This window comes from Micromonospora sp. NPDC005237 (genome assembly GCF_040607775.1).
Taxonomy (GTDB): domain Bacteria; phylum Actinomycetota; class Actinomycetes; order Mycobacteriales; family Micromonosporaceae; genus Micromonospora.
The window spans coordinates 181,830-207,766 of the sequence record NZ_JBEXHJ010000009.1; the positions used below are offsets into that span (position 1 = coordinate 181,830).

The window sequence follows — 25,937 nt, forward strand, 5'->3', positions numbered from 1 at the left end:
GGCACCAGCGATCACGACAGGAGGCGAGAGGATGGGCAGCATCGGACCGGTACCGGCCAACCCCTACCCGTGGCCGTACGACGGCGCGGCCGACACCGCGCGTACCGCACTGCTCTGCATCGACTGGCAGACCGACTTCTGCGGGCCGGGCGGCTACGTCGACGCGATGGGTTACGACATCGGCCTCACCCGGGCCGGCCTGCCGGCCACCGCCCGGCTGCTGGAGCACGCCCGATCGCTCGGGATGCTCGTCGTGCACACCCGGGAGGGGCACGACCCGCAACTGTCCGACCTGCCGGCGAACAAGCGGTGGCGCTCGGCGCGCATCGGCGCCGAGATCGGGGCGGCCGGTCCGGCCGGCCGGATCCTGGTCCGGGGCGAGCCCGGCTGGGAGATCGTGCCCGAGGTCGCCCCGGTGGCCGGTGAGGTGATCATCGACAAGCCGGGCAAGGGCGCCTTCTACGCCACCAACCTCGACCTGGTGCTCCGCACCCGGGGCATCACCCACCTGATCCTCACCGGCATCACCACCGACGTCTGCGTGCACACCACCATGCGCGAGGCGAACGACCGGGGTTACGAGTGCCTGATCCTCTCCGACTGCACCGGCGCCACCGACAAGGCCAACCACGACGCCGCGCTGCACATGGTGACCATGCAGGGCGGCGTCTTCGGCTGCGTCACCACATCCGAGGACGTCATCGCCGCCACGGCGAAGTGAGGTGCGCCCATGTTGACCATCGCCGCACGACCCGGCCCGTACTCCTTCGACCTCCCGAGCACCGCGCTGCTCGTCATCGACATGCAGCGCGACTTCCTGGAGCCCGGCGGCTTCGGTGCGAGCCTGGGCAACGACGTCAGCCAGTTACGCACGACGATCGCGCCGCTCGCGGCGCTGCTGGCCGACGCCCGCGCCGTCGGCCTGACCATCGTGCACACCCGCGAGGGGCACCTGCCCGACCTGTCCGACTGCCCGCCCGCCAAGCTCCACCGGGGCGCGCCGAGCAAGCGGATCGGTGACCCCGGCCCCAAGGGCCGGATCCTGATCCGCGGCGAGTACGGCCACGACATCGTCGACGAGCTGGCGCCGCTGCCCGGCGAGCCGGTCATCGACAAGCCCGGCAAGGGTGCCTTCCACGCCACCGATCTGGACGCCCTGCTCGCCGAGCGGGGCATCCGCAGCCTCCTGGTCACCGGGGTCACCACCGAGGTGTGCGTGCACACCAGCGTCCGGGAGGCCAACGACCGCGGGTACGAGTGCCTCGTGCTCGCCGACTGTGTCGGGTCCTACTTCCCCGAGTTCCAGCGGGTCGGGCTCGACATGATCGCCGCCCAGGGCGGGATCTTCGGGTGGGTCGCCGACTCGGCGCAGGTACGCGCCGCGCTGCCCACCACGTCCGCGTTGCAGCCCTCTTCCTGACCGGGAGCAGCCATGGTCCCCACGAAGCCCACCGTCGTCCCGCTCCCGTACTGGGTGCGCGGCGACACCAACGCGTTCTTCGGTTTCGGCGTCAACGTCCTGGTCAACGTGCTCACTCTGACCGGGCTCTGCATCGCCGTGGTGAACCTTCCCGAGGGGGAGGTGTTCGGCACCATCCTGCCGGCGCTCGGCATCGCCCTGGTCGCGGGCAACGTCTACTACACCTTCCTGGCCCGCCGCCTCGCCCGCCGGGAGAACCGTGCCGACGTGACGGCCCTGCCGTACGGGCCGAGCGTGCCGCACATGTTCATCGTCATCTTCGTCATCATGCTCCCGATCTACCTGCGCACCCAGGATCCGGTGCGGGCCTGGGAGGCCGGGCTGGCGTGGGCCTTCATCATCGGCGTGATCGTGCTGATCGGCGCGTTCGTCGGGCCCTACATCCGCCGGTACGCGCCCCGGGCCGCGCTGCTCGGCACCCTCGCGGGGATCTCGATCACCTTCATCTCGATGAACCCGGCCGGGCAGATGTGGCGCATGGCCTGGGTCGCCCTGCCGGTCTTCGCGTTGCTGCTGATCGGTCTGCTCACCGACGTGAAGCTGCCGTTCAACTTCCCGATCGGGCTCGCGGCGCTGCTCGTGGGCACCGCGATCGGCTGGGCCGGCGGGGCGATGTCGGTGCCCGACGTCACGGCGGCCGCGCGGGACATCGCGGTCGCCGTACCCTCGCTCAAGCTGGACCTGCTGGTCACCGGGCTGGCCGACATGGCGCCGTTGCTGGCGACGGCGATTCCGCTCGGCGTCTACAACTTCACCGAGGGCATGACCAACGTGGAGAGCGCGGCGACCGCCGGGGACAACTACAACCTGCGCAGTGTGCTGCTGGCCGACGGCGCGGGCGCGGTGATCGGTGCGGCGCTCGGGTCGCCGTTCCCGCCCGCCGTCTACGTCGGCCACCCGGGCTGGAAGGCGGCGGGTGGACGCAGCGGCTACTCGATGGCGACCGGCGTGGTGATCGCGGTGCTCTGCTTCCTCGGCATGTTCGGGCTGCTCGCGGCGATCTTCCCGACGGCGGCCATCGTGCCGATCCTGCTCTACATCGGTCTGCTGATCGGGGCGCAGGCGTTCCAGGCGACCCCACGGGCGCACGCCGCGGCCGTGGTCGCCGCGCTGATTCCCAACATCGCCGCCTGGGCGACCGGGCAGATCGACAACGCCTTGGCGGCGGCCGGCACCAGCGCCGCCGCGGTCGGCGACGACGCGCTCAACGGCGCCGGCGTGGTGTACGACGGGCTGCTGGTGCTCGGCCGGGGAGCCATCCTCGCCGGCCTGGTGCTCGGCGCGGTGGTGGTCTTCATCATCGACAAGCGGTTCGTCCGGGCGGCGATCTTCGCCGGCACCGGCGCGGTGCTCTCGTTCATCGGGCTGATCCACGGCGAACGGATCGAGTGGAACGCCAACGGACAGGTGGCGCTCGGCTACCTCTTCGTCGCGGCGATCTGCGTGATCGTTGCGCTCGGTCGGCCCACGCCGCGCGATCCCGACCCGGAGGAGGCCGAGCTGGACCGGCCGCCCAATCCGGCCGCTTCCACCAGCCCCGCCACCGATCGAGCGGAAGACGAGCAGAAGACGTCGGCCCTGAGCGGCTGAGCCGGCGGTCCCGGAGGAGATGCCGACGCCTTCGCACCGAAGCGGCCAGGTGCCGACCCGACGGATCGAGAGGACGTACCGGGTGGAGATCGATCGGACGGACGTGGTCGCCGAGGTGGCGGCGGCCTTCGCCGGCTACGAGCGGGCGCTGGTCGACGGCGACGCCGAGGGGATCTGCGGGTACTTCTGGGACTCCGACCGGACCGTGCGGTTCGGCCTCGCCGACCACCAGTACGGGTTGGACGAGCAGCGCAAGTGGCGGGCCGCGCAGCCACCGCTGCCGGCCGGCCGCCGGCTGGTCGACCCGATGATCAGCACGTTCGGCGCGGACCTCGCGGTCGTGACGACCCGATTCGGGTACGCCGGCGCCGCCGTCACCGGGCGGCAGACCCAGACCTGGGTACGCCTGCCCGTCGGCTGGCGGATCGTCACCGCCCACGTCTCCGAACCGGCCGCGGACCCCGGCTGAATGGACCCGACGGCTCGTCGGCTTCGAATGAGGGCTCGACGAAGCACCCCGTCCGGCATGGACGGGGTGCTTCGTCGGTTCAGCCGACGTCTGTGCCGGGCACCGGTCGGGCCTCGTCCGCGTTCGACGCCGGGGCGGCCACCTCGATCCGGGGCGACCGGTCCGGCGGAAGATGAGCGCGGTCGGCGATCACGACCACGTCCACCTCTCCGTCGATCATCTTCTGTTCGACGGCCTCCCACGGTGCCCGCATGATCCCGTTCAGTCGGTAGTCATGCTGGCGGAGGTGGGTCAGACACGTCGCGATGGCGTGCTCCGACGGCTCGATGTCGGCGGGTACCCAGATAACGGCTAGTTCCATGATCTCTCCTGATCAACGTCGTGGACGCGGGTGGAAGATCAGGAGCTGCCGTGGCGGTGGGGGACCCCGCTCCACGGGCCGACCGGCCGCGTGGCTGTCGCAGGGGAGGACGGCGCGCCCCCGGTGCAGCGGTGCGATGGACGGCGGCCCGCCGGTCGCCGACGCCTTCTGGTCGAGCCCACTGGCGCCGGCGCCGGCGGGTGCGGACACGAATGCCGGCACCAGCGCCGGTTGCCCCGGGAGGGGCCCGGCGGGAGGGGGCGGTGCCGACAGCGGTTGCGCGGTCATCGTCGCCAGCGTTCGAGCCGGCGCGCCGCCGTTGACGATGCCGGGGAGGCTGGCCCGGGACGCCATCGCTGTCACGTGGGTCGGCGGCGGTGGCGACGGTGGCGCGGTGGTGCGTGCGGCCGGCGAGGCCGACGGCGACGGAACGGGCGCGGCCGGCGGCGGGGACGACTGTCGCGCACGTGGTGGTCGGGTTGGCGCGGCGGTCGACGGTACGACCGACAGCGCAGCGGTGACGGTCGGCAGGGGCAGGGGGACGGCCGTCGGCACGGGCCGGGGGACGGCTGTCGGCGCGGGTCGGGGGAGGGCCGTCGGCAGGGGCAGGCCGACGTCCAGCGGCGTCTCGACCACGTCGTGCACCAGCGCCCCGACGATCCCCGGTGCGGTGGCGTCCTCCGCCGGTGCACGGGTGGTCGGCGACGGTGACGGCAACGGGGCGGCGTGCGCGGGCTCGGCGCCGAGGGCCGCGCCGAGGGCTGCCGCACCCAGCGCTGCCGCTCCGAACGCCGCCGCGCCGAGCGCCGCCGGCGGCGAACACCGCGTCGGCCGCCTCACGCCGTCCCATCCATGCGCGGACTTTTGCCCCCGGGCAACTCGGGCTACACCTGTCGCGGGCCGATCCGCGGCCACCGCGCCGGTCCAGCTTCGCCGGGCACGAGCGGCGCGCGGATTCCCGCTGGGCGCCCCTGCGGTACGCGGGGCAGGTGACCTGGACTGTGAGCGATAACAAGGCCATTGCCCGGTGCGCCCACAGCGTCGAGGCCGCACGGATCGTCGACCCGTTCCCGTACGGACGTCGACAGGTGGCAATGAGGCACGCTCCGCGAACCGATTCGGCCGGGCGGCTATGTGGCCGGCTCGTTACGTCTTGACGAACAGCATGTTATCGCTCACTCTCGATGCAGAGGTCGGCGGCGTCGGTGGCTCACCGGGCGAGTCCCGCGGTCGCGCCTCGAAGCATGGCGTCCCCGGGCAGCGGACGTCGTCTCAGGACTCGCGTGGTTGCCGGCGAGCGCCGGCCAGGCTGCGTGCGCCGGTGCGCAGTGCCCAGGATGACCGTTCCGGATTCCTCGGCTCACGCCGGCGTCCGCCGTCGGGATCAGTCCGTCCTGAGTGAAGTGGCACATCACCACCACCGATGCAACCACTGAGAAGGAACGACATGAGACCCAAGAAAGCTCTGCTGGCGACGGCGACCCTCGCGGTCGCACTGACCGCGGGTATGACGGTGGCGCTGGCGCCCATGGCCAGCGCCGGAACGACGTTGCGGGCGTCGGCGGCCGAGAAGGGCCGCTACTTCGGCGCCGCCGTCGCGACGGGCAAGCTCTCCGACGGCCAGTACGTCGGCATCCTCAACAGCGAATTCAACAGCGTCACCCCCGAGAACGAGATGAAGTGGGACGCCACCGAGCCGTCCCAGGGCCGGTTCAGCTACACCGGTGGTGATCGTCTCGTCAGCCACGCGCAGGCCAACGGCATGAGCGTGCGGGGGCACGCGCTGTTGTGGCACGCCCAGCAGCCGGGTTGGGCGCAGGGCATGTCCGGCACCGCGCTGCGCAACGCCGCGATCAACCACGTCACGCAGGTCGCCACCCACTTCCGGGGCAAGATCTACGCCTGGGACGTGGTGAACGAGGCGTTCGCCGACGGTGGCAGCGGCGGTCGGCGGGACTCGAACCTGCAGCGCACCGGCAACGACTGGATCGAGGCGGCGTTCCGCGCCGCCCGCGCCGCCGACCCGGGCGCCAAGCTCTGCTACAACGACTACAACACCGACGGCATCAACGCGAAGTCCACCGGCATCTACAACATGGTGCGCGACTTCAAGTCCCGCGGCGTCCCGATCGACTGCGTCGGCTTCCAGTCCCACCTGGGCACCACGTTGGCCAGTGACTACCAGGCCAACCTGCAGCGCTTCGCCGACCTCGGCGTCGACGTGCAGATCACCGAGCTCGACGTGATGACCGGCTCCAACCAGGCCAACATCTACGCCTCGGTCACCCGCGCCTGCCTGGCCGTCGCCCGCTGCACCGGCATCACCACCTGGGGCGTCCGGGACAGCGACTCCTGGCGTGGTTCCGACAACGCCCTGCTGTTCGACCGGTCGGGCAACAAGAAGGCGGCGTACACCTCGGTCCTCAACGCCCTCAACGGGGGCAGCACCTCACCCACCACGCCTCCGCCGGGCACCGGGGTGGACACCACCGCCTGGTACGTACTCGTGAACCGCAACAGCGGCAAGGCGCTCGACGTGTACGAGCGGGCGACCACCGACGGCGCGCGGATCGACCAGTGGGCCCGCAACGACGGAGCGTGGCAGCAGTGGCAGTTCGTGGACTCCGGTGGCGGCTACTACCGACTGAAGTCCCGCAACTCCGGCAAGGTGCTGGACGTCTACAACTTCTCCACCGCTGACTCCGCGGCGATCGTGCAGTGGAGCGACGGCAACGGCACGAACCAGCAGTTCCGGCTGGCCGAGTCCTCCGGCGGCTACCTGCGTCTGATCAACCGCAACAGCGGCAAGGCCGTCGAGGTGCAGGGCGCGTCGACCGCCGACGGCGGGAACATCGTGCAGTATGCCGACTGGGGCGGCAACAACCAGCAGTGGCAACTGGTCCGTGTCGGGTAGCCACCTGACCCGCTGAACCGGCAGCGCGGTGGCGCGGACGCACCTCGTCCGCGCCACCGTCGCCGCTGACCGCGACGCCCAGCGGTACGCGACCGTTGAACCCGGTGCCTGCACATCCACGCTTCGGACAGCGGATGGACAAGGCCAGGACTATTGGAGAGCATCTATTTCATGATTATCCGGTCCGCCACCCCGCCACCGACCACGGAGAACGCGACGCCCGAGCCGACCTCCGACGACCGGCCACCGGCCGATTGGGGTCGATGGCGCTGGGCCCGTTCCGAATGGACCGTGGCGGTACTGGCGAGCCTGCTGCTGGCGGCGGTGCTGACCTGGCCGACGCTGCGGCATCCGGCGAGCACGATCCCCGGCGACCTGGGCGACCCGCTGTTGCAGGCCTGGCAGGTCGCCTGGTCGGGGCACGCTCTGCTCAGCAACCCGGCCGACCTCTGGCACTCCAACACGTTCTACCCCGAGAAGTACACGTACGCCTACAGCGACACCCTGCTCGGCTACGCGCCGATCGGGATGCTCGGGTCCGGCTTCGAGGCAGCCGTGGTCCGGTACAACGTGCTGTACGTGCTGCTGCACGCCTTGGCGTCGCTCGGGGCGTACGCCCTGGCGCGGCAGCTCGGCGCGAACCGGTGGGGCGGGGCCGTCGCCGCGATCGCGTGGGCGTACGCGCCCTGGCGGTTGGCGCACTCCGGGCACCTGAACATCCTGTCCAGCGCGGGAATCGCGCTGTCGCTTGCCATGCTGGCTCGTGGTCACGGCTGGTCGCTGCGCCACGGGTACCGGCCGGAGCTCCGCCGGCCGGGCTGGGCGTTGGCCGGGTGGCTGGTCGCCGCCTGGCAGATCAGCCTCGGCTTCGGCATCGGTCTGCCGCTGGTGTACTTCCTGCTGGCCGCGGTGCTGGTGGCGGCGGGTTGCTACGGCTGGTCCTGGTGGCGGCGGCGGGAGCGCCCGCCGTTCGGCCGGCGGCTGCTGCTCGCGGATCTGCTCGGTGGGGGTGCGTTCGGCGCGGTGACGCTGCTGCTGGGCATGGTCTACCTGCGCGTCGTCGATCTCAACCCGCAGGCCGAGCGGACGCTGGACTGGACGAAGATGTTCTCGCCTCCGCTGATCGGGTTCGTCACCGCGCCGGCGGACTCGTGGTTGTGGGGCGAGCGGCACGCCGCCGCACGCGAACAGTTGTCCTGGCCGCCGGAGATGGCGCTGCTGCCGGGGATGATGCTGATCGGGCTGGCCGCGGCGGGGCTGTTCCTCTCGGTGTATCCGCTGCGCCACCGGGTCGTGCTGGGGCTCGGCGTGCTCGGCACGGTGCTGCTGGGCTTGGGCGCCACCCTCGGCGGTGACGGCGACCCGGGCTACCTGACACTGTCCACGCTCCTGCCGGGCTGGGACGCGTTGCGCACCCCCGGGCGGATGATGCACTGGACGAGCCTGCTGCTGGCGGTGCTGGCCGCCGGCGCGGTGACGGCGCTGGCCGAATCGCTGCGCGAGTCCTCGCCCCGCCAGTGGACGCGGATCCTCACGCCGCTGGTCCTGCTGGTGCCGTTGACCATGGTCACCCTGGAGGGCGTGAACCGGACACCCCACCCGACCGTGCCACAGCCACCGGCCGCGATGCGGACGGTGCAGGACCCGATCCTGGTGCTGCCGGCCGGCAGCGTGGGCGATCTGACGTACATGTTGTGGACGACCGACGGGTTCCCCCGGGTGACCAACGGTCTGGCCGGCTTCGAGCCGGTCAGCCAGGCACAGACCCGGACCGCGGTGGCGTCGTTCCCCGATGCGGGCAGCGTGGCGTACCTGCGGGGGATAGGCGTGCGGTCGGTGGTGTTCGTGCCGAGCCGCGCCGCGGGGACGCCGTGGGAGGGCATCGCGGCCCGGCCCATCGACGGGCTGGGCATCACCCGGGAGGATCTTGATGGCACGCTGGTCTACCACCTCTGACCGCGCGGGCGACGGGCCGGCCGGCGGCGGATGCCCGGGTACGGGCGGGGCGGGGTGACGACAGTGCGATTGTCAGTCGTGGTGCCCTGCTTCAACGAGGAAGCGTCGGTGGAGCGGTTGCACGAGACCGTGTGCGCCGCCCTCGCCGAACTGCCCGACGTGGACGTCGAGGTGGTGTACGTCGACGACGGCAGCGAGGACGGCACCCTCGCGGCGCTGCGCCGGCTCGCCGCCGCGGACCCCGCTGTCTGCTACACGTCGCTCAGCCGAAACTTCGGCAAGGAGGCGGCGATGCTCGCCGGGTTGCAGCGGGCCACCGGCGACGCGGTCGTCATCATGGACGCCGACCTGCAACATCCGCCGCGGTTGCTGCCCGAGATGGTGATGCTGTACCAGCAGGGCTTCGACCAGGTGATCGCCCGTCGGGACCGGCGCGGTGACCGGTTCGTACGGATGGTCGCCTCACGGTCCTTCTACCGCGTGATCAACTGGTGGATCGACGTGCGCCTGCAGGACGGGGCGGGTGACTTCCGTCTGCTGTCCCGACTGGCGGTGGACGCGATCCTGGCCATGCCGGAATACAACCGCTTCTCCAAGGGACTGTTCTCCTGGATCGGCTTCCGGACGGCGGTGGTGGCCCACCCCAACGAGACCCGGCAGTCGGGGCGGAGCAGGTGGACGTTCGGCAAGCTCTTCAACTACGCGTTCGACGGCCTGCTGTCGTTCAACAACCGGCCACTGCGCCTGGCGATCTACGGCGGCCTGTTCCTCACCCTCATCGCGCTGGTCTACATGGCCTGGGTGGTCGCGGACGCCGTCGAGAAGGGCATCGACGTTCCCGGCTACACCACCATCATCGTCAGCGTGATCGGGCTCGGCGGCATCCAGATGACGATCCTGGGCGTGATCGGGGAGTACATCGGCCGGATCTACTACGAGACCAAGCGCCGACCCCACTACCTGGTGCAGGAGACCGAGCACCTGCTCGCGGAGAACGGCGGGGCGCCACGGCTGCCGGTCTCGCCCGCGCCACGCTCGGCCGCGCGCGGCCCGCGGACGGTACCGGCCCGGGAGGAGTCCCTCGGCCGGACTCCCGCACCCCACCGGCGGGAGGCCCACGACCGCGACACCGGCTGACCGGGACCGGCGGGTGTCGGGCGTCCGCCGGAGTGGAGTCGGTCAGCGACCGCAGGACCTGCACGCGCTGCGGGTGCGCAGGTGGTAATCGCTGGACGCGGCGAGAAGGCCGAGCCCCAGGAGGCAGTACGCCGACATGGCCACCCAGAGGAACAGGTCGGAGAACTCGCCGGCGGATCCCGATGCCACCTGCGTCAGCCCCATTCCGAAGTAGGCCACGATGCTCGCCCCGAGCCCGAAGCCGGGCACCAGCAACAACCGTCGGGGGATCGTGCGGCCGGCGAGCAGCGGCACCCATCCCGGCCAGACCTCACCCCAGTGCCGCACCAGTGCCAGCGGCAGCAGCGCCCCGGCCAGCACCAGACCGATCTCCAACCCGATCACCGAGGCGTCCTGCGTGAGACCGTCGAAGCCCACCACCGCCTGGGCCGCGAATCGGGTCACGAGGCCGGCCACCGCCACGTACGCGGCCCAGCGTGCCCACGGCGCGGGTGCCGAGCGCCGCTGGCCGGGTCGGACCGTCCGGCAGCAGTCCGGGCAGTCGCCCCGGGTGCGCCGCTGGTAGTTGGCGGTGGCCAGGCCGAGCAGGGCCGCTCCGGTGACGCACCCGAGCCGGCTCGCGAACGCCACCGGATCGAAGGATGGGCCACGGGCGAACAGCAGGAGGCTCACCAGCTCCGGCAGCAGGATCGCGGCGGCCGCGACCAGCGCCCCGCCGAGGGCCCAGGCGAGTCCCGCGAGCATCGGCCGCCAGGTCGTCGCCCGGTCCAGCGCCACCGCCGCCGCGCCTGCGGCCAGGCACAACGCCACCGACCGCCAGCCGGTGAAGCCGAGCAGGTCGGATCCGAACGGGCCGAACTCCGGCGCCTCTCCGACCGTCCACGCCAGACGTACGCCGCCATAGGCCACGGTCCAGGCGAGTACGGCGTACGTCAGGCGGTTGCCGCTCCTGCGCGCGATCGCTGTCGGTGTCGTCATGCGTCCGATCCTCGCGGGGCCCCGACCGGAGCGGTCCCCTCCTGTCGGGGAAGGCGCTCCCCGCAGGGAGGGAGCCGCGGTGATCGATCTTGATCCTGCGGCCGTTCCGCCGTACGCTCGGAGCATGGTTGAACATGTTCAAAAACTGGTGCCGGCCGAGGATCGACCGTGAAGATCGTCATTCCCGGCGGCACCGGCCAGGTTGGCGCGATCCTGGACCGGGCGTTGACCGCGCAGGGTCACGACGTGGTGCTGTTGACCCGCTCGCCCAGGGGTGCGCGTCAGGTTCGCTGGGACGGCGCCACGCTCGGCGACTGGGCCAGGCAGATCAACGGCAGCGATGTGGTCATCAATCTGGCCGGGCGCAGCGTGAGCTGTCGGTACACCCCGGAGAACCTCGACGCCATGATGCGCTCACGGGTGGAGTCGGCGCGGGTCGTCGGCGAGGCCATCGCCGCGGCCGACCGGCCGCCCAGGGTGTGGATGCAGATGAGCACCGCGACCATCTACGCGCACCGCTTCGACGCCGCCAACGACGAGCGCGACGGCGTGCTCGGCGGCGGCGAGCACGGTGTGCCCGGGTACTGGTCGTACAGCGTCGCTATCGCCCAGAACTGGGAGGCCGCGCAGGAGCGGGCGGCGACTCCCCACACGCGCAAGGTTGCGCTGCGCTCGGCCATGGTGATGAGCCCCGACCGCGGTGGCGTGTTCGATGTGCTGAGCTGGCTCGCGCGGCTCGGGCTCGGCGGCTCGGTCGCGGGCGGTGGGCAGTACGTCTCGTGGATCCACGACCAGGATTTCGTCCGCGCGGTGTGCTTTCTGATCGACCGCGACGACCTCGCCGGGCCTGTGAACCTGGCGGCGCCCGGCGCGGTGCCACAGCGGGAATTCATGCGGGCGCTGCGGTCGGCCTGGCGGATGCCGGTCGGCCTGCCGGCCACCAGGTTGATGGCGGAGGTCGGCGCGTTCGTGCTCCGGTCGGACACCGAACTGCTGTTGAAGAGCCGGCGCGTCGCCCCGGGCCGGCTCTCCGCCGCGGGCTTCACGTTCGATCATCCGGGGTGGCCCGATGCCGCCGTGGACCTGGCCCTGCGACGCCGGCACGCTGGCGCGGTGGGGCGTGGGGGAGCGCACGGTCGCTCGCACCCCCACGCCCGGTCGCCGCGCGACCGACTCCCGGGAGCGGTCAGAGAGTGAACACGAGGGTCGAGATGCTGCGTGCGCCGACGTTGATGGTGGCCTGTCCTCCGTTCACGCTGGTCGGCTGGCTGGCCGCGTTGGCGTTCTGCGAGGTGAGGTAGTACTCGGCCCTGCTGACGTTCTGCGGCGCCTGGATCACGGCGTTGTTGACCGCGCTGTTCGACCGGTTGAGGATCACCAGCGTGATCTTGCCGTCGCCCTGGTAGGCGGTCACCTCCAGCGGCGAGGCCTTGGAACTCTTGGTCAGGGCCACCCGTTGATAGCCCGGCCGGACGTACTTCGCGTACTGGGAGAACGCGTACCCGCGCTTGAGCGGAGCGCCCGCGGTGGTGCCGTAGGCCGCCTCGCCGTCGCCGATGAAGGAGTAGTAACGCTTGCCGTACCACCAGATGTAGGCGCTCCAGTTCGACTCCATCGACTTGTGCACCGTGCGCATGATGTCGTCGAGCGTCTCGTTCCAGACCGCCAGGTTGGCGGGGTTACCCCAGATGTTGGAACCGCCGCCGTCCGCCTCGTGGTAGTTCCACTCGGTCATCCACACCGGCTTGTTGTACTGAGCGGCCAGGGAGTACGGCGCCAGCCGACCCGCGGCCTCGGTGCCGTACAGGTGGCCGCCGATGTAGCCGATGTTGTTCCGGGCGGTCGCGTCGTTCAGGGTCGGATCGGTGTAGCCGTAGTTCATGTTGACCGCCTCGGCGACCATCAGCTTGCTGTTCTGCACCTTCGTGCCCTGATCACGGACGAAGTTGCGCAGCTCGGTGCCGCTCCAGTCCATCGAGTCGTAGTCCGGGTGCCAGTCCGGCTCGTTCTGCACCGACGTGACGTCGATGGTCACGCCCTGGCCGCGCATGTACTGGACATAGCTGTTCAGGTGGTTGGCGTAGTCGTCGTAGTAGTCGGTCTTCAACTTGCCGCCGTTGGTTCGGCTGTTGTTGGTCTTCCACGCCGCCGGCGCCGTCCACGGTGAGGCGAGGATCTTCACACCGGACCCGTACGACTTCGCCGTCTTCAACGAGTTCACGTGGGTCGACCATTCGCTGGACACCGGTGAGAGGCCGGTGCGCACGATGGACAGCCCGAGCTGGTTGGCACCCATCCCGACCAGCGTCTGGGTGTCGGTCGTCGACCAGGCGCTGCCCCAGATGGACTGGGCGGCCCCGAACCCGTCGATCGTCTGGTACCGGGTGGCGCTGTTCACCGTGATGTCCGCCGGCCCGGTGGGTGGCGGAGTGGTGGGTGGCGGCGTGGTCGGCGGCGGTGTCGTCGGGGGTGCCGAGGTCGGCGGCGGTGTGGTCGGCGTCGTGCCGCCGGTGCAGGTCACACCGTTCAACGCGAAGCTGGACGGATCGGGATTGCTGCCCGTCCACGAGCCGTTGAACCCGAACGATGTCGTGCCGTTGGTGGGGATGGCCCCGTTGTAGCTGACGTTCTTGGCGGTGACCGCGGCGCCGCTCTGGGTCAGAGTCGTGTTCCACGCCTGCGTGACGGTCTGGCCAGCGCTGTAGGACCAGGTCAGCGTCCAACTGCTGACCGCGTCGCCGAGGTTGGTGATGGTGACGTTCGCGCCGAAGCCGCCCTGCCACTGCGACGACACGGCATAGTTCACCGCACAGCCGGCGGCTGCGGCACCGGCCGGCGCCGCCAGGGCGACCGCCGTCGACGCCAGCAGGACGGCACCGGCCGAGACCAGGGCGGCATTGGTCACTCTTCGTCTTCTCATGAGACTTCTCCTGAAGGGGTGGTGGCGGCCGACGCGTCCGGTGGTGCGGTCTTCGGGCGAGCGCCGGGCGGTACGTCAGCAGTGCGTCAGGCGATGCTCGGGAGCGCTCCCAAGCGTGCGGCGGCGGGGTGTCGAAATATCGCCCGTCCACTTCAGTCCCGCATGGCAACCCGCGACATCACCTGTCGGCCACCGACTCTCGCGCTACGCAGACAGGCGCGGAGAAGACACCGGGGGAACGCCGGTGCGGAGGCCGGGGCGGCGGCACCGATCGGCCCTCGTGCCATCGGTCGCGGATACGCGAGCGGCGGCAGGACTGATGGTGCGGCGAACGGGTCCAGCGGGACTGTGGCACCCTCCTCTGTCGGCCGGCTCCTGGGGCGGGCCGGCCTCGCTGCTCATTCGCGGGCTCGCGGGTGAGTGCCGCACAGCGAGCGTACGAAATAGTTTCTTGTTGTCAGGAATTTATTTCGCCAAGTGGTGCCTGTCAATGCGTCACGCGTACGCGAGCAGGAAGTCGACGGTCCCGGTGCCGCCGGGCTGGCCCGGGGCGACGGGCAGACCGGGTTCGCTGTTCAGGACGTAGAAGCCGCCGCTGCCGATCAGGCGGGGTGTCACGGCCATCGTCTGCGCCGCCATGGTCGCGCCGGTCGGCCGCACCACGCTGTCGAGCAGGAGCCGGAAGAGGTTCGTGTTCAGGTTCGCGACGTGGAGCATCCGGTACGAGCGGGGGGCAGGAGCGCCGGTGCTCGTCAGTCCCCAGATCGGCACGATCTGGTTGCGCCACCGCGACGGCTTGTTCGTGATCGTGCTGTCGTGGGTGTTGAGCTGGGTCTGGATGCCCGAGTGGATTCCGGCCAGGTGGATGTGCAGCTGGTCCTGCGTACGGATCGCCGGGTCGGCCGAGTTGATGCCCAGCCCGACGTGGGGATAGACGACGTGTCCTGCCTGGCCCGGTTGGGCGTTGTCCCACGCGTCGAGCCAGTAGTTCGGCGCGCTGGCGGTGGTGATGAACGGGCACTCGATGCCGCGGATCCGACAACTGGGGACCAGCAGGAAGTCGTGGTTCGACCCGGATCCTCCATTGAGGATCACGTAGGTGGGGGTGGTCCGCAGGCACTGGGGGAACGGAGGGCCGGTCCTGGTGCCCTCGCAGACCTGCACCCTGTCCCAGAGGTCGCAACGTCTGCAAAAAACCTGCAAACGCTAACCCTTGCCCAGAGGGAAACCGCTTTCCTACGATTGCGTTACATCGATGTTTCATCGCCGAACTGGGCGGGCGCGTATCGGGATGCGCCTTCGACGACGCGCCGCTTGGCCAGCGGTTTCGCCGCGCACGCCAGGGCGATGAGGTTCTCCGCGATGAGCAGACAATTGATTGCCGTCAATGCACACTGATCGACTTGAATCGCGTACCCGTGGAGGGTCGGCGTGTCGATCGCCGCTGCCGTCGGCACATTCAGACGATGACGAAGGAGACGCGACATGAGACGACCAGTCGCACTGCGACTTCTGGCGGCGCTGGCCACGGCCGCTGTCGGGATCGCGGTCGGGGGAACACTGCCCACCCCGCAGGCGTCGGCGGCGGCCGGCACCGCCACCGGCTACGCCACCCAGAACGGCGGGACCACCGGCGGCGCGGGCGGGCAGACGGTACGGGCCAGCACGGGCACCGCGATCCACGCGGCGCTGTGCGGGCGTGCCAGCAGCAGCACCCCGATCACCATCGAGGTGACGGGGACGATCAACCACGGCAACACCAGCAAGGTGTCGGGTTCGAGCTGCAACACCGCCGACGGCGTGATCGAGCTCAAGCAGATCAGCAACGTCACCATCATCGGGGTCGGCAGCGGTGCGATCTTCGATCAGTTGGGCATCCACATCCGCGACTCCAGCAACATCATCATCCAGAACGTGACGGTCCGGAACGTCAAGAAGTCGGGTTCGCCCACCTCCAACGGTGGAGACGCCATCGGCATGGAGAGCACGGTCCGCAACGTCTGGGTCGATCACGTCACCCTGGAGGCGTCCGGCGGGGAGTCGGAGGGCTACGACGGCCTGTTCGACATGAAGGACAACACCCAGTACGTGACCCTGTCGTACAGCATCCTGCGCAACTCCGGTCGTGGCGGCCTCATCGGCTCCAGCGAGAGCGACCTCTCGAACGGCTTCATCACGTTCCACCACAACCTGTACGAGAACATCGACTCTCGTACGCCGTTGCTGCGCGGCGGCATCGCGCACATCTACAACAACCACTACGTGAGCCTGCACGAGTCCGGCATCAACTCCCGGGCCGGCGCACGGGCCAAGGTGGAGAACAACTACTTCCGGAACTCGAAGGACGTCCTGGGCACCTTCTACACCAACGAGCGCGGCTACTGGCAGGTCAGCGGCAACACCTTCGACAACGTCACCTGGTCCAGCGCCGGCAGTGAGAACTACCCCGCCGGCCCCAACCCGACGTCCAACACCACCGTCAGCATTCCGTACGCGTACCGCCTCGACGGCGCGAGCTGCGTACCGGACGTCGTCCGTCAGACGGCCGGCGCCAACACGGGCCTGCGGGTCTCCGACGGGAGCTGCTCGCCGCAGACGCCGCCGCCGACCACCGCTGCGCCGACCACCGCGCCGCCGACCACCGCACCGCCGACCACCGCGCCGCCGACCACCGCGCCGCCGACCACCGCACCGCCGACCACGCCGCCGCCGACGAGCGGGACCAACCTCAGTCTGGGGGCCGGGGCCGACGGTTCCAGCAAGGCCAGCGGGACCAGTTACGGCAACGTGCGCGACGGCGACATCAGCACCTACTGGTCGCCGGCCGGATCGACCGGCTCCATCTCGATCAAGTGGGGATCCGCCACCCGGGTGTCCCGGGTGGTCATTCGGGAGCCCTCCGGGACCCAGGGCTCCATCGGCTCCTGGCAGCTCGTCAACCACGACACCGGCGCCGTCCTGGCCTCCGGCAGTGGCGCCGGCGCGATCACCTTCACCGCGACGGCACTGAGCAAGATCACCTTTAGGATCACCAGCTCAAGCGGTACGCCGCGGGTCGGCGAGTTCGAGACGTACGCCAACTAGCCGCCGGATGGGCGGGGGTGGCGGCCGGGCCGCTCCCGCCACCGTCGTGGTCCACGAAGGACGCGGGCCGGATCGCGCTGGTCCCGGGCAATCACGCTCGGTGGCTGTCGAATGACTGTTAGTGTACGGCGATGTCCGCAGGTCGAGAGGGGACGCAGGCGAGCGGCGGCGGTCCCGGGGTGACCGACGCGGGTCGCCTGGCGGCATTCAGCGACGGCGTGTTCGCCATCGTCATCACCCTGCTGGTGCTGGATCTGCGGGTCCCGGAGTTCCACGAGGGTGGGCTGGCCGAGGGGCTCCTCGGGGAGGGGCCGGCCTATCTGGCCTTCGTCGTGTCGTTCATCTATGTCGGTGTTCTCTGGCTGAATCATCACGCCGTGCTCCAGTTGGTCCGGGGCACCACTGCCGCCTTCAGCTCGATCAACCTCGGCATCCTCTTCGGCGTGGTGATCATTCCGTTTCCCGCCGCCGTCCTGGCGTCGGCGCTGGCCGACGGCAACACCGACGATCTGCGCGTGGCGGTCGTCCTGTACGCGTTCGCCGCAGCACTGATGTCGGCGCCCTGGTGGGTGCTCTTCGCCTATGTGCGCCGCCATCCGGAGCTGCGTGCCGACACCGTCGACCAGGAGCAGGTCCGGGTGCAGGAGGCCCGCCCGATCGTCGGCCTGGTGCTCTACGGCCTGACCGGGTGCTCGGTTGGTTGGTGACCCCACTGCTCGGCCTGATCGGTGTGGTCGTGATGATCATCTTCCACGGCGCCACCAGCCAGGGCCTCCGCCACGGGCTGCGGCGGCGGATCCGCGACGCCCGCCGGAGCTGATCCACCCGCGTCCCATTGGACCTCGATTCGCGCAGGTCACACCGCTGCGGCTATCTTTCTGCACTTCGGTGGAGACCGTCTGGGGGAGGGCCATGGACACCATCGCCGATCGGATGGCCGCGGCGTACGACGATGCCATCGAGGATCTGTGTGGGGCGACTCCGAAGGGTTGGTACGCGAAGCGGGGCACCGCCCGTGCGGCGGTGACCCATGCGGGAGCGCCGACTCTGAACGTGGCGTACGACCTGTCGCGGGAGCCGGACCTCGATTCGCTGGACGCGGTGACGACCGACGTGGCCCGGCAGGTCGAGACCTGGTCGATCATGGTTCGGAGCGACGCCGACGGCGCGGTGGCTGATCTCGCCGGCCGCCACGGGCTCCGGGAGCGCAGCGAGCTGCCGCTGCTGGCCTGCACGGCGGGCGAGCTGGCCTTGCGGGCTGACGAGGCGCAGCGCGAGCGCGTGCGCCGGGTCGGCGCGGCGGACAGCACTGGAGAACTGGACGGCCTTCCATGCGTGACCACGCGCCGAGGCGGTCGGGGTCGCGGCGCGGTCGACGCGTCGACGGGCCCGTGCACGAGACACGAGGGGACCTCGACCGTGAGCTTCAGTGACGATGTCCGCTCGGCCTTTCGGCGTGGGGAGACCGACGCGGTGGTGCGGATGAGTACGGCCGAGATCGAGCGGGCTCGGAGCGTCGGCGACGCGGCGGGCGAGGTGGAGGCCCGGTACAGCCTCGCGCGGGTGGCGATTCGTGGCGGCGACCTGACGCTCGGGGAGGCGCGGGCGCGGGAGGCACTCGACGTCGCGGTGCGCTCCGGCGATCGCGCGTTGGAGGAGCGGCCGAGACACGTGCTGGCCGCGGTGGCGCGGATGGCCGGCGACCTGACCCGGGCGCGGGATCTGTACCGGGAGAGCATCGCGCTGAACGAGACGCTGGGTCGGCCGGAGACCGTCAACTCCGAGACGCACAACCTGGCCTTCTGCGAGCTGGGTCTCGGCAACCTCGCCGAGGCGAGGAGGCTGTTCACCCTCAGCCGTACCCGGGTGTTCCGGCACGGCTGGGACGAGTTCGTGCCGTACGTCTGCGTGGCGGGCGCGGCGCTCGCGTCCGCCGAGGGCGACCACCCGCGAGCGGCGCTCATGGTCGGTCTCGCGGACGCGGCGTTCGCGGCGCTCGGCCAGGTGCCGGACCCGGACGACGCGGCCGACCTCGCCGCCGTGCGAGACGCCGCGATCGAGGCGCTCGGCCCCGCCGCTTACGCCGCCGCGCAGGAGCGGGGTGGGCACCTCGATCCCCGTACGGCGTTCGACGACGACCACTGAGAGGTACGGGCGGTCAGGCCGGCGGCTCGGGGGCCGACCGGGCATCGTGATCGTCGCCCGCACGGGCCCGCGCGGCGGCGACGGCCTGGCCGCGCTCCGACCCGGGAAAGCGGTCGAGCATCGCGCGCACCTCGTCAGCGCTCACGTTGGCGCCGAACAACTCGCTGCCCGGCTCGAGTCGTACCCCCTCGGCGAGGGGGCCGGCGACGACCGGGTCGAAGCCGAGATCGTCCACAAGGGACGCGACCGTGGCGATGTCGACCTCGTCGTCACCGGCGATCGCGATGGCCTTGCGGCCGGCCGTGCCCGCCGGCCGCGCCTCGTCCTCAAGATCGTGGTAGCCCATGTGGTTGAACGCCTTGACGACCCGCGCGTCGGCCAGGAACGCCTGGACGATCTCACTGGACGAGGTGCGCGGGTCGGTCAGGTCGTCGCGGATGCCGTCCACCTCCCACCAGTAGTTCATCGCGTCGACGACGAGCTTGCCGCGCAGCGCCTCGGCGGGGAGCGCACGGTACTTGCCCAGGGGGAGGGCGAGGATGACCATGTCGGCGCCGGCCACCGCGTCGACCGCGGTGGTCGCCACCGCCCCGGGCGTGAGCACCTCGACGGTCAGGGCGATCTTCGCCGGGTCGCCGGAGCCGGCGACGAGCACCCGGTAGCCGGCGGCGAGCGCGAGCCGGGCGAGGACGGTGCCCACCTTGCCGGCGCCGAGGACGGCGAGGGTCCGGGGGCGGTCGGGGCCGCTGTCGTTCATGTCTTCCTTCGGGAGGGTCGGCCGGCGGGTCAGCTGGCCAGGATGTCGCGGACCATGGGGATCACCCGGGAGCCGTACAGCTCCACGGCGCGCATCCGGGCGCTCACGGGCTGCGCTCCGGCGGTGTAGATGAGGTCGAACCGGCCGACGCCCAGGCTGCGGATGGCACCAGCCATCCGGCGGGCCACCGTCTCGGGCGAGCCGATGTAGAGCGAACCGTGCTCGACCTCGGAGTCGAACTCCGTACGGCGGATCGGTGGCCAGCCTCGCAGCGCGCCGATCCGGTCCCGCATGACCCGGTAGTGCGGCCAGAACAGCTCCTTGGCCTCCTCGTCGGTGTCGGCGATGAAGCCGGGCGAGTGCATCCCGACCGGGTGCGCGGTGGCGCCGAGCTGGTCGGCCGCCCGGCGGTAGAGGTCGATGTAGGGCGAGAAACGCTCGGGAGCGCCGCCGATGATGGCGAGCATGAGCGGCAGGCCGTACCGGGCGGTCCGCACCACCGACTGGGGGGAGCCGCCCACGCCCACCCACTCTACGTCGTCTGCTACGTCGGCTTCGGCCTGCCCACCGTGATCGCCGGCTTCCTCGTCGTCTACGCCGGCGGTCTGCCGCAGACGGCCGGCGAGTACTCGGTCGCCGTCATCCTCCTCGCCCTCGTCGCCCTGCTCGGGGTGCGCAGAGCGACGAGGGCGGCACCCGGCTGATGCCGGGAACACCGCACCCGCCGCCGGCGCAGGACGTGGCGCGGTGATCGCCGACGGCGCTGCCCGCACGCGATCACGACCCGGTGCCGGGGCGCGTCGACGGCGACCTGACGTCGGCCCGCCCCACCGTCCACCGAGGCCGGCGCGGCGGTGTTGCTGCGTGTCCGCCTCCACCGGCACACCGACAAGAATCGTCGGATGTATTGGCGAGGTTGGTCGGTGGTGCAGGTGTCCACCGTGGCCGCCGGCCCCCGCCACCGCTCCGGGCGAGTCCGATCTCTCCTGATAAGGGTCGGGTCGCCGCCCACGATCCTTCCAGCTATCGACCGTTGCCTATTGCGTGACGCCGGAGTAATCTTCCCGAAACACATCAGACGTTTCGTCGTCTGAGGGTCTGCCAACGGCCTGCGCAGCGAGGTCAGGTCGGTGCCACCGCGCGGATCCGCTATCGGGCTTCGGCGTTGTCGCGCTTGGGGTGGCCGGATCGGTCACCGTTTGGAGGATCGATGTCAGACCTGACCCGGCGCCAAGCCCTCAAGATCGGCGCAGCCGGCGCGGGCGGTGCCCTGCTGCCGCTGCCGTGGACGGCGATCGCCCAAGCCGACGCCGTCGCGCCGCCGCAGGTGCTGGCGGCCAACGACCTCGCCCTCTGGTACGACGAGGGTGCCGGCACCGACTGGCTGCGGGCCCTGCCGATCGGCAACGGCCGGCTCGGCGCGATGGTGTTCGGCAACGTCGACACCGAGCGACTTCAGCTCAACGAGGACACGGTGTGGGCCGGCGGCCCGCACGACCCCAGCAACACCAGAGGCGCGGCCGCGCTGCCGGAGATCCGGCGACTGGTCAACGCGAACCAGTGGACGCAGGCCCAGGATCTCATCAACCAGACCATGATGGGCAACCCCGGCGGGCAGTTGGCGTACCAGACCGTCGGCAACCTCCGGCTCGCCTTCGGATCCGCCAGCGGAGCGTCCCAGCACAACCGCACGCTCGACCTCACCACCGCCACCGCCACGACGTCGTACGTCCTGGGTGGCATCCGTTATCAGCGTGAGGTCTTCGCCAGCGCGCCGGACCAGGTCATCGCGATGCGACTGACCGCCGACCGCACCAATTCGATCAGCTTCACCGCCACGTTCGACAGCCCTCAGCGCACGACGGTGTCCAGCCCGGACGGCGCCACGATCGGCCTCGACGGCGTCTCCGGCAGTCAGGAGGGCGTCACCGGGCAGGTCCGTTTCCTCGCCCTGGCCAACGCCACCGTCACCGGGGGCACCGTGTCCAGCTCCGGCGGCACCCTGCGGGTCACCAACGCGACAAGCGTGACAGTGCTCGTCTCGATCGGCTCCAGCTACGTCAACTACCGCAACGTCGGTGGCGACTACGGGGGCATCGCGCGACAGCGCCTCAGCGCGGCGCGCGCCTACAGCTACGACCAGCTGCGCAGCCGGCACGTCGCCGACTACCAGGCGCTGTTCGGGCGGGTCACCATCGACCTGGGCCGCACCTCCGCCGCCGACCAGACGACCGACGTCCGCATCGCCCAGCACAACAGCGTCAACGACCCGCAGTTCTCTGCGCTGCTGTTCCAGTTCGGCAGGTACCTGCTGATCTCGTCGTCGCGACCCGGCACCCAGCCGGCGAACCTCCAGGGCATCTGGAACGACTCGCTGACCCCCTCGTGGGACTCGAAGTACACGATCAACGCCAACCTGCCGATGAACTACTGGCCGGCCAACACGACCAACCTGGCCGAGTGCCACAACCCGGTGTTCGACATGGTCCGCGACCTGTCGGTGGCCGGCGCCCGCACCGCCCAGGTGCAGTACGGCGCGGGCGGCTGGGTCACCCACCACAACACCGACGCGTGGCGGGCCACCGCCGTCGTGGACGGCGCGTTCTGGGGCATGTGGCAGACCGGCGGCGCCTGGCTGTCCACGCTGATCTGGGACCACTACCAGTTCAACGGTGATGTCGAGTTCCTGCGGGCGAACTACCCGGCCATGAAGGGCGCCGCGCAGTTCTTCCTCGACACGCTGGTGACCGAGCCGACCCTCGGCTATCTGGTGACCAACCCCTCGAACTCGCCGGAGCTCAGCCACCACGCGAACGCCAGCGTCTGCGCCGGCCCCACCATGGACAACCAGATCCTGCGTGACCTGTTCGACGCGTGCGCCCGCGCGAGCGAGATCCTCAACGTGGACAGCACCTTCCGGGCCCAGGTCCGCGCCACCCGGGACCGGCTCGCGCCGATGAAGATCGGCTCGCGGGGCAACATCATGGAGTGGCTCTACGACTGGGTGGAGACCGAGCCCAACCACCGGCACATCTCGCACCTGTACGGGCTGGCCCCCAGCAACCAGATCACCAAGCGCGGCACCCCGCAGTTGTTCGAGGCCGCCCGCCGTACGCTGGCGTTGCGCGGTGACGACGGCACGGGCTGGTCGCTGGCCTGGAAAATCAACTTCTGGGCGCGGATGGAGGAGGGCAAGCGGGCCCACGACCTGATCCGCTACCTCGCCACCACCGCCCGGCTCGCGCCCAACATGTTCGACCTGCACCCGCCGTTCCAGATCGACGGCAACTTCGGCGCCACCGCCGGCATCGCCGAGATGCTGCTCCAGAGCCACATCGGTGAGCTGCACATCCTGCCCGCGCTGCCGCCGGCCTGGCCCAGCGGACGGGTGACCGGCCTGCGGGGCCGCGGTGGGCACACGGTCAGCATCACGTGGGCGAGCGGCGCGGCCACCGAGGTGCTCGTCCGTCCGGACCGTGCCGGCACCGTCCGCCTGCGGTCGCGGTTCCTGACCGGCACCGTCAGCGTTGTCGACACCGCCGACGGGACGTCGCCCCGGGTCACCCGCGTCGAATCCGACCTGATCGAAGTCACCGTGCAGGCGGGACGGACCTACCGGGTGACCAGCACGGGTGTCGCCACGCCGACGCTGGAGCAGAGCTTCACCAATGCCGGCATCAGCAACGACAGCAACACCAACGTCGCAAACTTCGACGGCAACGGCGCCAGTCTCTCCGCGCAGGCCCTGGCGCAGGCCGGCGCCAGCCCGGGCAGCACGGTGAGCCGCAACGGAGTGACCTTCCGCTGGCCCAACGTCAGCCCCGGTACGGCCGACAACGCCATCGCCTCGGGCCAGACCATCGGCGTCAGCGGCACCGGCAGCACGCTCGGCTTCCTCCTGACCGGCACCTACGGCGCCGTGTCGGGAACAGGCACCGTGGTGTACGCCGACGGCACCCGCCAGACGTTCACGTTGAGCACGCCCGACTGGTACGGCGGGCCGCAGTCCGGGGCGACCGCCGCCATCGTGTCGGCCTACCAGAACCGGCCCAACAACGCCCGCCAGGCCACGGCGGCCTGCATCTACTACGTGGGCGTGGCGTTGCAGAGCAAGGCGGTGACCCAGGTCGTGTTGCCCAACATCAGCGCACGGGCCGCGGCGAACGTGCCGACCATGCACGTCTTCGCCATCGCGATCGGGTCCTGACCTTTCGCCTCGCCACCTCCCCGGCGCTGAACGTCGGGGAGGTGGCGAGATCTCGCGGCCGGGCCGCCGGCGGGCAGCGCGGTCACCGGCGGCGCGGCGTGATCAGTCCCGACTCGTACGCCCACACGACCAGCTGGGCCCGGTCACGGCAGTGCAGCTTGGTCATCGCCCGGTTCACGTGTGTCTTGGCGGTCAACGGACTGATCACCATCCGCACGGCGATCTCGTCGTTGGTCATCCCGCGGGCGACGAGCTCGACGATCTCCTGTTCGCGGGCGGTCAGCACGTCCCGGCCCGCCGCCGGCACGGCTGGCGGTGGGCCGGCCACGAACTCGCTGATCAGCGTACGGGTGACGGCCGGCGCGAGCAGCGCGTCGCCGCGCGCCACGACGGCGACGGCCTGCAGCAGGTCGGCGGGGTCGGCGTCCTTGAGCAGGAAACCGCTGGCGCCCGCTCGCAGGGCGGCGAAGACGTAGGAGTCGAGCCCGTAGTTGGTGAGAATGAGAATCCGGATCGCGGCAAGGTCGGGGTCCGCGGCGATGCGCCGGGTCGCCTCGATGCCGTCGAGGCCCGGCATCTGCACGTCCATCAGTACGACGTCCGGGCGCAGGCGTCGCGCGAGGTGCACGGCCGACGTGCCGTCGGTGGCCTCGCCGACGACCTCCAGGTCGTCCTCTGCCTCCAACAGCGCCCGGAACCCGGCTCGCATCAGCGCCTGGTCGTCGGCGAGCAGGACCCGGATCATGCCGGCTCCCCGCGCCGTCGCCCGGTCATGCCGGCTCGTCGAGGGGGAACGTGGCCCGCACCGTGAACCCGTGGTCGTCGCGGGCGGCGGCTTGCAGGGTGCCGCCCAGTCCGGTAACCCGTTCCCGCATACCGCGCAGTCCCACCCCCGGTGTCGGGGGCCGCGCCGGCGACGCCCGCCCGTCGTCGGTGACCGCGACGGTCAGCCCGGCCGGGGCGTACTCGACGTGAATGTGCGCGGTCGCGGGGCCGGCATGGCGGGCCACATTGGTCAGGGCCTCCTGGACGACCCGGTAGCCGGCCTGGTCGACCTCGTCGGGCAGGCTCCGGGGCCGGCCGCTGACGGTGACCTGGACCGGCACGCCGACCGCCCGGGTCCGCTCGGCGAGTTCGTCCACCCGGGCCAGCCCGACGCGGTCGTCGTCGGGGGCGCGCAGGATGTCGAGGGTGGTGCGTAGTTCCCGCATCGCGGCGCCGCTGGCCTCCTGGATCGCCAGCAGCGTGGCCGACGGTTCCTCGCCGTGCTTGCGGGCCAAATGCACGGCGATCCCGGCCTGCACCTTGATCACCGAGATGCTGTGGGTCAGGGAGTCGTGCAGGTCGCGGGCGATGCGCAGACGCTCCTCCCCGGCACGGCGCAACGCCATCTCCTCGCGGGTGCGTTCGGCCTCGATGGCCCGCTGTTCGACCTGCTCCAGGTACGCCCGGCGTTGCCTGCCGACGAGCCCGGCGACGTTGGCCGCCACGAACCATCCCAGCAGCAGGGCCGTCCGCTCGACGATCAGCTGGTTGGGGCGGTCGGCCGGCGCCACCGAGACGTCGCGGGCCAGGAAGCCACCGAGGAAGGCGAGGCTGGCCACGGCGGCGGCCGCCCGGCGACCCTGCCAGGCGGCGAGGTAGACCACGCCGAGCACCGGGAACGCGGCGGACACCCCGGAGTGCACCCGGATGTGCAGGGCCAGCATGGCGGCGGTCACCACGCCCAGCGCGACCACCGGGTACCGCCGGCACACCGCGAGGGCCGCCGCCATGGCGAGGACCAGGGCGACGTCGAGGGCCCCGACGGTCGCGGCGTCCGGTGCGAGCGCGGCGTTGCCGAGCAGCAGGCCGCCGAGGGCGAGTCCACTGAGGGCGTACGGCAGGTCGCGGCGCATGGTCGCACTGTAGAACGGCCGTCGTCCGTGGAGCATCCCGC

Annotated in this window: 23 protein-coding genes; 13 read left to right on the forward strand and 10 right to left on the reverse strand. The window is 70.9% G+C overall.

Going from position 1 to position 25,937, the window contains the following annotated elements; genetic code table 11:
• Window positions 1-31 precede the first annotated feature (31 nt).
• The 4 genes from ABZT87_RS24895 to ABZT87_RS24910 all read left to right on the forward strand — a co-directional run bounded on the left by ABZT87_RS24895 (window position 32) and on the right by ABZT87_RS24910 (window position 3,539).
• Window positions 32-721 (forward strand): isochorismatase family cysteine hydrolase, encoded by a 690-nt coding sequence (locus ABZT87_RS24895; RefSeq protein ID WP_354855491.1) that lies wholly within the window; start codon window positions 32-34, stop codon window positions 719-721.
• A gap of 9 nt (window positions 722-730) precedes the next feature.
• Window positions 731-1,420 carry a cysteine hydrolase gene (locus ABZT87_RS24900; protein WP_355138460.1) on the forward strand — a complete coding sequence of 230 codons (690 nt, stop codon included), beginning with the start codon at window positions 731-733 and terminating at the stop codon, window positions 1,418-1,420.
• Between the two features lie 12 nt (window positions 1,421-1,432).
• On the forward strand, window positions 1,433-3,070 hold the full coding sequence (locus tag ABZT87_RS24905) for a regulator (RefSeq protein WP_355138462.1): 1,638 nt from the start codon (window positions 1,433-1,435) through the stop codon (window positions 3,068-3,070).
• An 82-nt stretch (window positions 3,071-3,152) separates the two neighbouring features.
• Window positions 3,153-3,539, forward strand: coding sequence for an AtzH-like domain-containing protein (locus ABZT87_RS24910; RefSeq protein WP_355138464.1), 387 nt, complete (start codon window positions 3,153-3,155; stop codon window positions 3,537-3,539).
• Window positions 3,540-3,618: 79 nt separating this feature from the next.
• Here ABZT87_RS24910 and ABZT87_RS24915 read toward each other — a convergent pair whose 3' ends face one another.
• Together ABZT87_RS24915 and ABZT87_RS24920 are read right to left on the reverse strand one after the other, a co-directional pair.
• Window positions 3,619-3,900: a hypothetical protein gene (locus tag ABZT87_RS24915; RefSeq protein ID WP_354855487.1), complete on the reverse strand. Its 282-nt coding sequence runs from the start codon at window positions 3,898-3,900 to the stop codon at window positions 3,619-3,621.
• Window positions 3,901-3,912: 12 nt separating this feature from the next.
• On the reverse strand, window positions 3,913-4,740 hold the full coding sequence (locus tag ABZT87_RS24920; protein ID WP_355138466.1) for a hypothetical protein: 828 nt from the start codon (window positions 4,738-4,740) through the stop codon (window positions 3,913-3,915).
• A gap of 607 nt (window positions 4,741-5,347) precedes the next feature.
• On the opposite strand from ABZT87_RS24920, the gene ABZT87_RS24925 reads away from it, so the two are divergent.
• The 3 genes from ABZT87_RS24925 to ABZT87_RS24935 all read left to right on the forward strand — a co-directional run bounded on the left by ABZT87_RS24925 (window position 5,348) and on the right by ABZT87_RS24935 (window position 9,907).
• Complete coding sequence (locus ABZT87_RS24925) at window positions 5,348-6,814, forward strand: endo-1,4-beta-xylanase (RefSeq protein ID WP_355138468.1); 1,467 nt, start codon at window positions 5,348-5,350, stop codon at window positions 6,812-6,814.
• 171 nt (window positions 6,815-6,985) lie between these two features.
• Window positions 6,986-8,770, forward strand: a complete 1,785-nt coding sequence (locus ABZT87_RS24930) for a hypothetical protein (protein WP_355138470.1) — start codon at window positions 6,986-6,988, stop codon at window positions 8,768-8,770.
• Between the two features lie 54 nt (window positions 8,771-8,824).
• Window positions 8,825-9,907 (forward strand): glycosyltransferase family 2 protein, encoded by a 1,083-nt coding sequence (locus ABZT87_RS24935; protein WP_355138472.1) that lies wholly within the window; start codon window positions 8,825-8,827, stop codon window positions 9,905-9,907.
• A 42-nt stretch (window positions 9,908-9,949) separates the two neighbouring features.
• On the opposite strand, the gene ABZT87_RS24940 is transcribed toward ABZT87_RS24935, so the two are convergent.
• On the reverse strand, window positions 9,950-10,885 hold the full coding sequence (locus ABZT87_RS24940) for a hypothetical protein (protein WP_355138474.1): 936 nt from the start codon (window positions 10,883-10,885) through the stop codon (window positions 9,950-9,952).
• A gap of 168 nt (window positions 10,886-11,053) precedes the next feature.
• Between ABZT87_RS24940 and ABZT87_RS24945 the strand changes: the two genes are divergently transcribed.
• Window positions 11,054-12,082: a DUF1731 domain-containing protein gene (locus ABZT87_RS24945; RefSeq protein ID WP_355138476.1), complete on the forward strand. Its 1,029-nt coding sequence runs from the start codon at window positions 11,054-11,056 to the stop codon at window positions 12,080-12,082.
• Here the strand turns inward: ABZT87_RS24945 and ABZT87_RS24950 are convergent.
• The 3 genes from ABZT87_RS24950 to ABZT87_RS24960 form a co-directional block, all read right to left on the reverse strand.
• Window positions 12,072-13,805, reverse strand: coding sequence for a cellulose binding domain-containing protein (locus ABZT87_RS24950; RefSeq protein WP_355138478.1), 1,734 nt, complete (start codon window positions 13,803-13,805; stop codon window positions 12,072-12,074). The two genes, ABZT87_RS24945 and ABZT87_RS24950, sit on opposite strands and share 11 nt — an antisense overlap.
• Before the next feature lie 495 nt (window positions 13,806-14,300).
• Window positions 14,301-14,969, reverse strand: coding sequence for a CDP-diacylglycerol diphosphatase (locus tag ABZT87_RS24955; RefSeq protein WP_355138480.1), 669 nt, complete (start codon window positions 14,967-14,969; stop codon window positions 14,301-14,303).
• An 83-nt stretch (window positions 14,970-15,052) separates the two neighbouring features.
• A complete protein-coding gene (locus ABZT87_RS24960; RefSeq protein ID WP_355138482.1) occupies window positions 15,053-15,262 on the reverse strand; it encodes a hypothetical protein in 210 nt (69 codons plus the stop codon).
• 28 nt (window positions 15,263-15,290) lie between these two features.
• Between ABZT87_RS24960 and ABZT87_RS24965 the strand changes: the two genes are divergently transcribed.
• From ABZT87_RS24965 to ABZT87_RS24975, 3 genes are all read left to right on the forward strand, one after another.
• Window positions 15,291-16,889 (forward strand): polysaccharide lyase family 1 protein, encoded by a 1,599-nt coding sequence (locus ABZT87_RS24965; RefSeq protein WP_355138484.1) that lies wholly within the window; start codon window positions 15,291-15,293, stop codon window positions 16,887-16,889.
• A 131-nt stretch (window positions 16,890-17,020) separates the two neighbouring features.
• Window positions 17,021-17,596, forward strand: coding sequence for a TMEM175 family protein (locus tag ABZT87_RS24970; RefSeq protein ID WP_355138486.1), 576 nt, complete (start codon window positions 17,021-17,023; stop codon window positions 17,594-17,596).
• A 205-nt stretch (window positions 17,597-17,801) separates the two neighbouring features.
• Window positions 17,802-19,034 (forward strand): tetratricopeptide repeat protein, encoded by a 1,233-nt coding sequence (locus ABZT87_RS24975; RefSeq protein WP_355138488.1) that lies wholly within the window; start codon window positions 17,802-17,804, stop codon window positions 19,032-19,034.
• Between the two features lie 13 nt (window positions 19,035-19,047).
• On the opposite strand, the gene ABZT87_RS24980 is transcribed toward ABZT87_RS24975, so the two are convergent.
• Entirely contained in the window at window positions 19,048-19,791 is a 744-nt protein-coding gene (locus ABZT87_RS24980; RefSeq protein WP_355138490.1) for an NADPH-dependent F420 reductase, read from the reverse strand.
• Between the two features lie 29 nt (window positions 19,792-19,820).
• Window positions 19,821-20,312 (reverse strand): LLM class flavin-dependent oxidoreductase, encoded by a 492-nt coding sequence (locus tag ABZT87_RS24985; protein ID WP_355138492.1) that lies wholly within the window; start codon window positions 20,310-20,312, stop codon window positions 19,821-19,823.
• Window positions 20,313-20,360: 48 nt separating this feature from the next.
• On the opposite strand from ABZT87_RS24985, the gene ABZT87_RS24990 reads away from it, so the two are divergent.
• Window positions 20,361-20,495 carry a hypothetical protein gene (locus ABZT87_RS24990; protein WP_354855473.1) on the forward strand — a complete coding sequence of 45 codons (135 nt, stop codon included), beginning with the start codon at window positions 20,361-20,363 and terminating at the stop codon, window positions 20,493-20,495.
• Window positions 20,496-21,001: 506 nt separating this feature from the next.
• A complete protein-coding gene (locus tag ABZT87_RS24995; protein WP_355138494.1) occupies window positions 21,002-23,998 on the forward strand; it encodes a glycoside hydrolase family 95 protein in 2,997 nt (998 codons plus the stop codon).
• Between the two features lie 82 nt (window positions 23,999-24,080).
• Here ABZT87_RS24995 and ABZT87_RS25000 read toward each other — a convergent pair whose 3' ends face one another.
• The gene (locus ABZT87_RS25000) at window positions 24,081-24,743 is read right to left on the reverse strand and encodes a response regulator transcription factor (protein ID WP_354855471.1); all 663 of its coding nucleotides are present in this window, start codon (window positions 24,741-24,743) and stop codon (window positions 24,081-24,083) included.
• Window positions 24,744-24,768: 25 nt separating this feature from the next.
• Window positions 24,769-25,896: a sensor histidine kinase gene (locus ABZT87_RS25005; protein ID WP_355138496.1), complete on the reverse strand. Its 1,128-nt coding sequence runs from the start codon at window positions 25,894-25,896 to the stop codon at window positions 24,769-24,771.
• Window positions 25,897-25,937 lie beyond the last annotated feature (41 nt).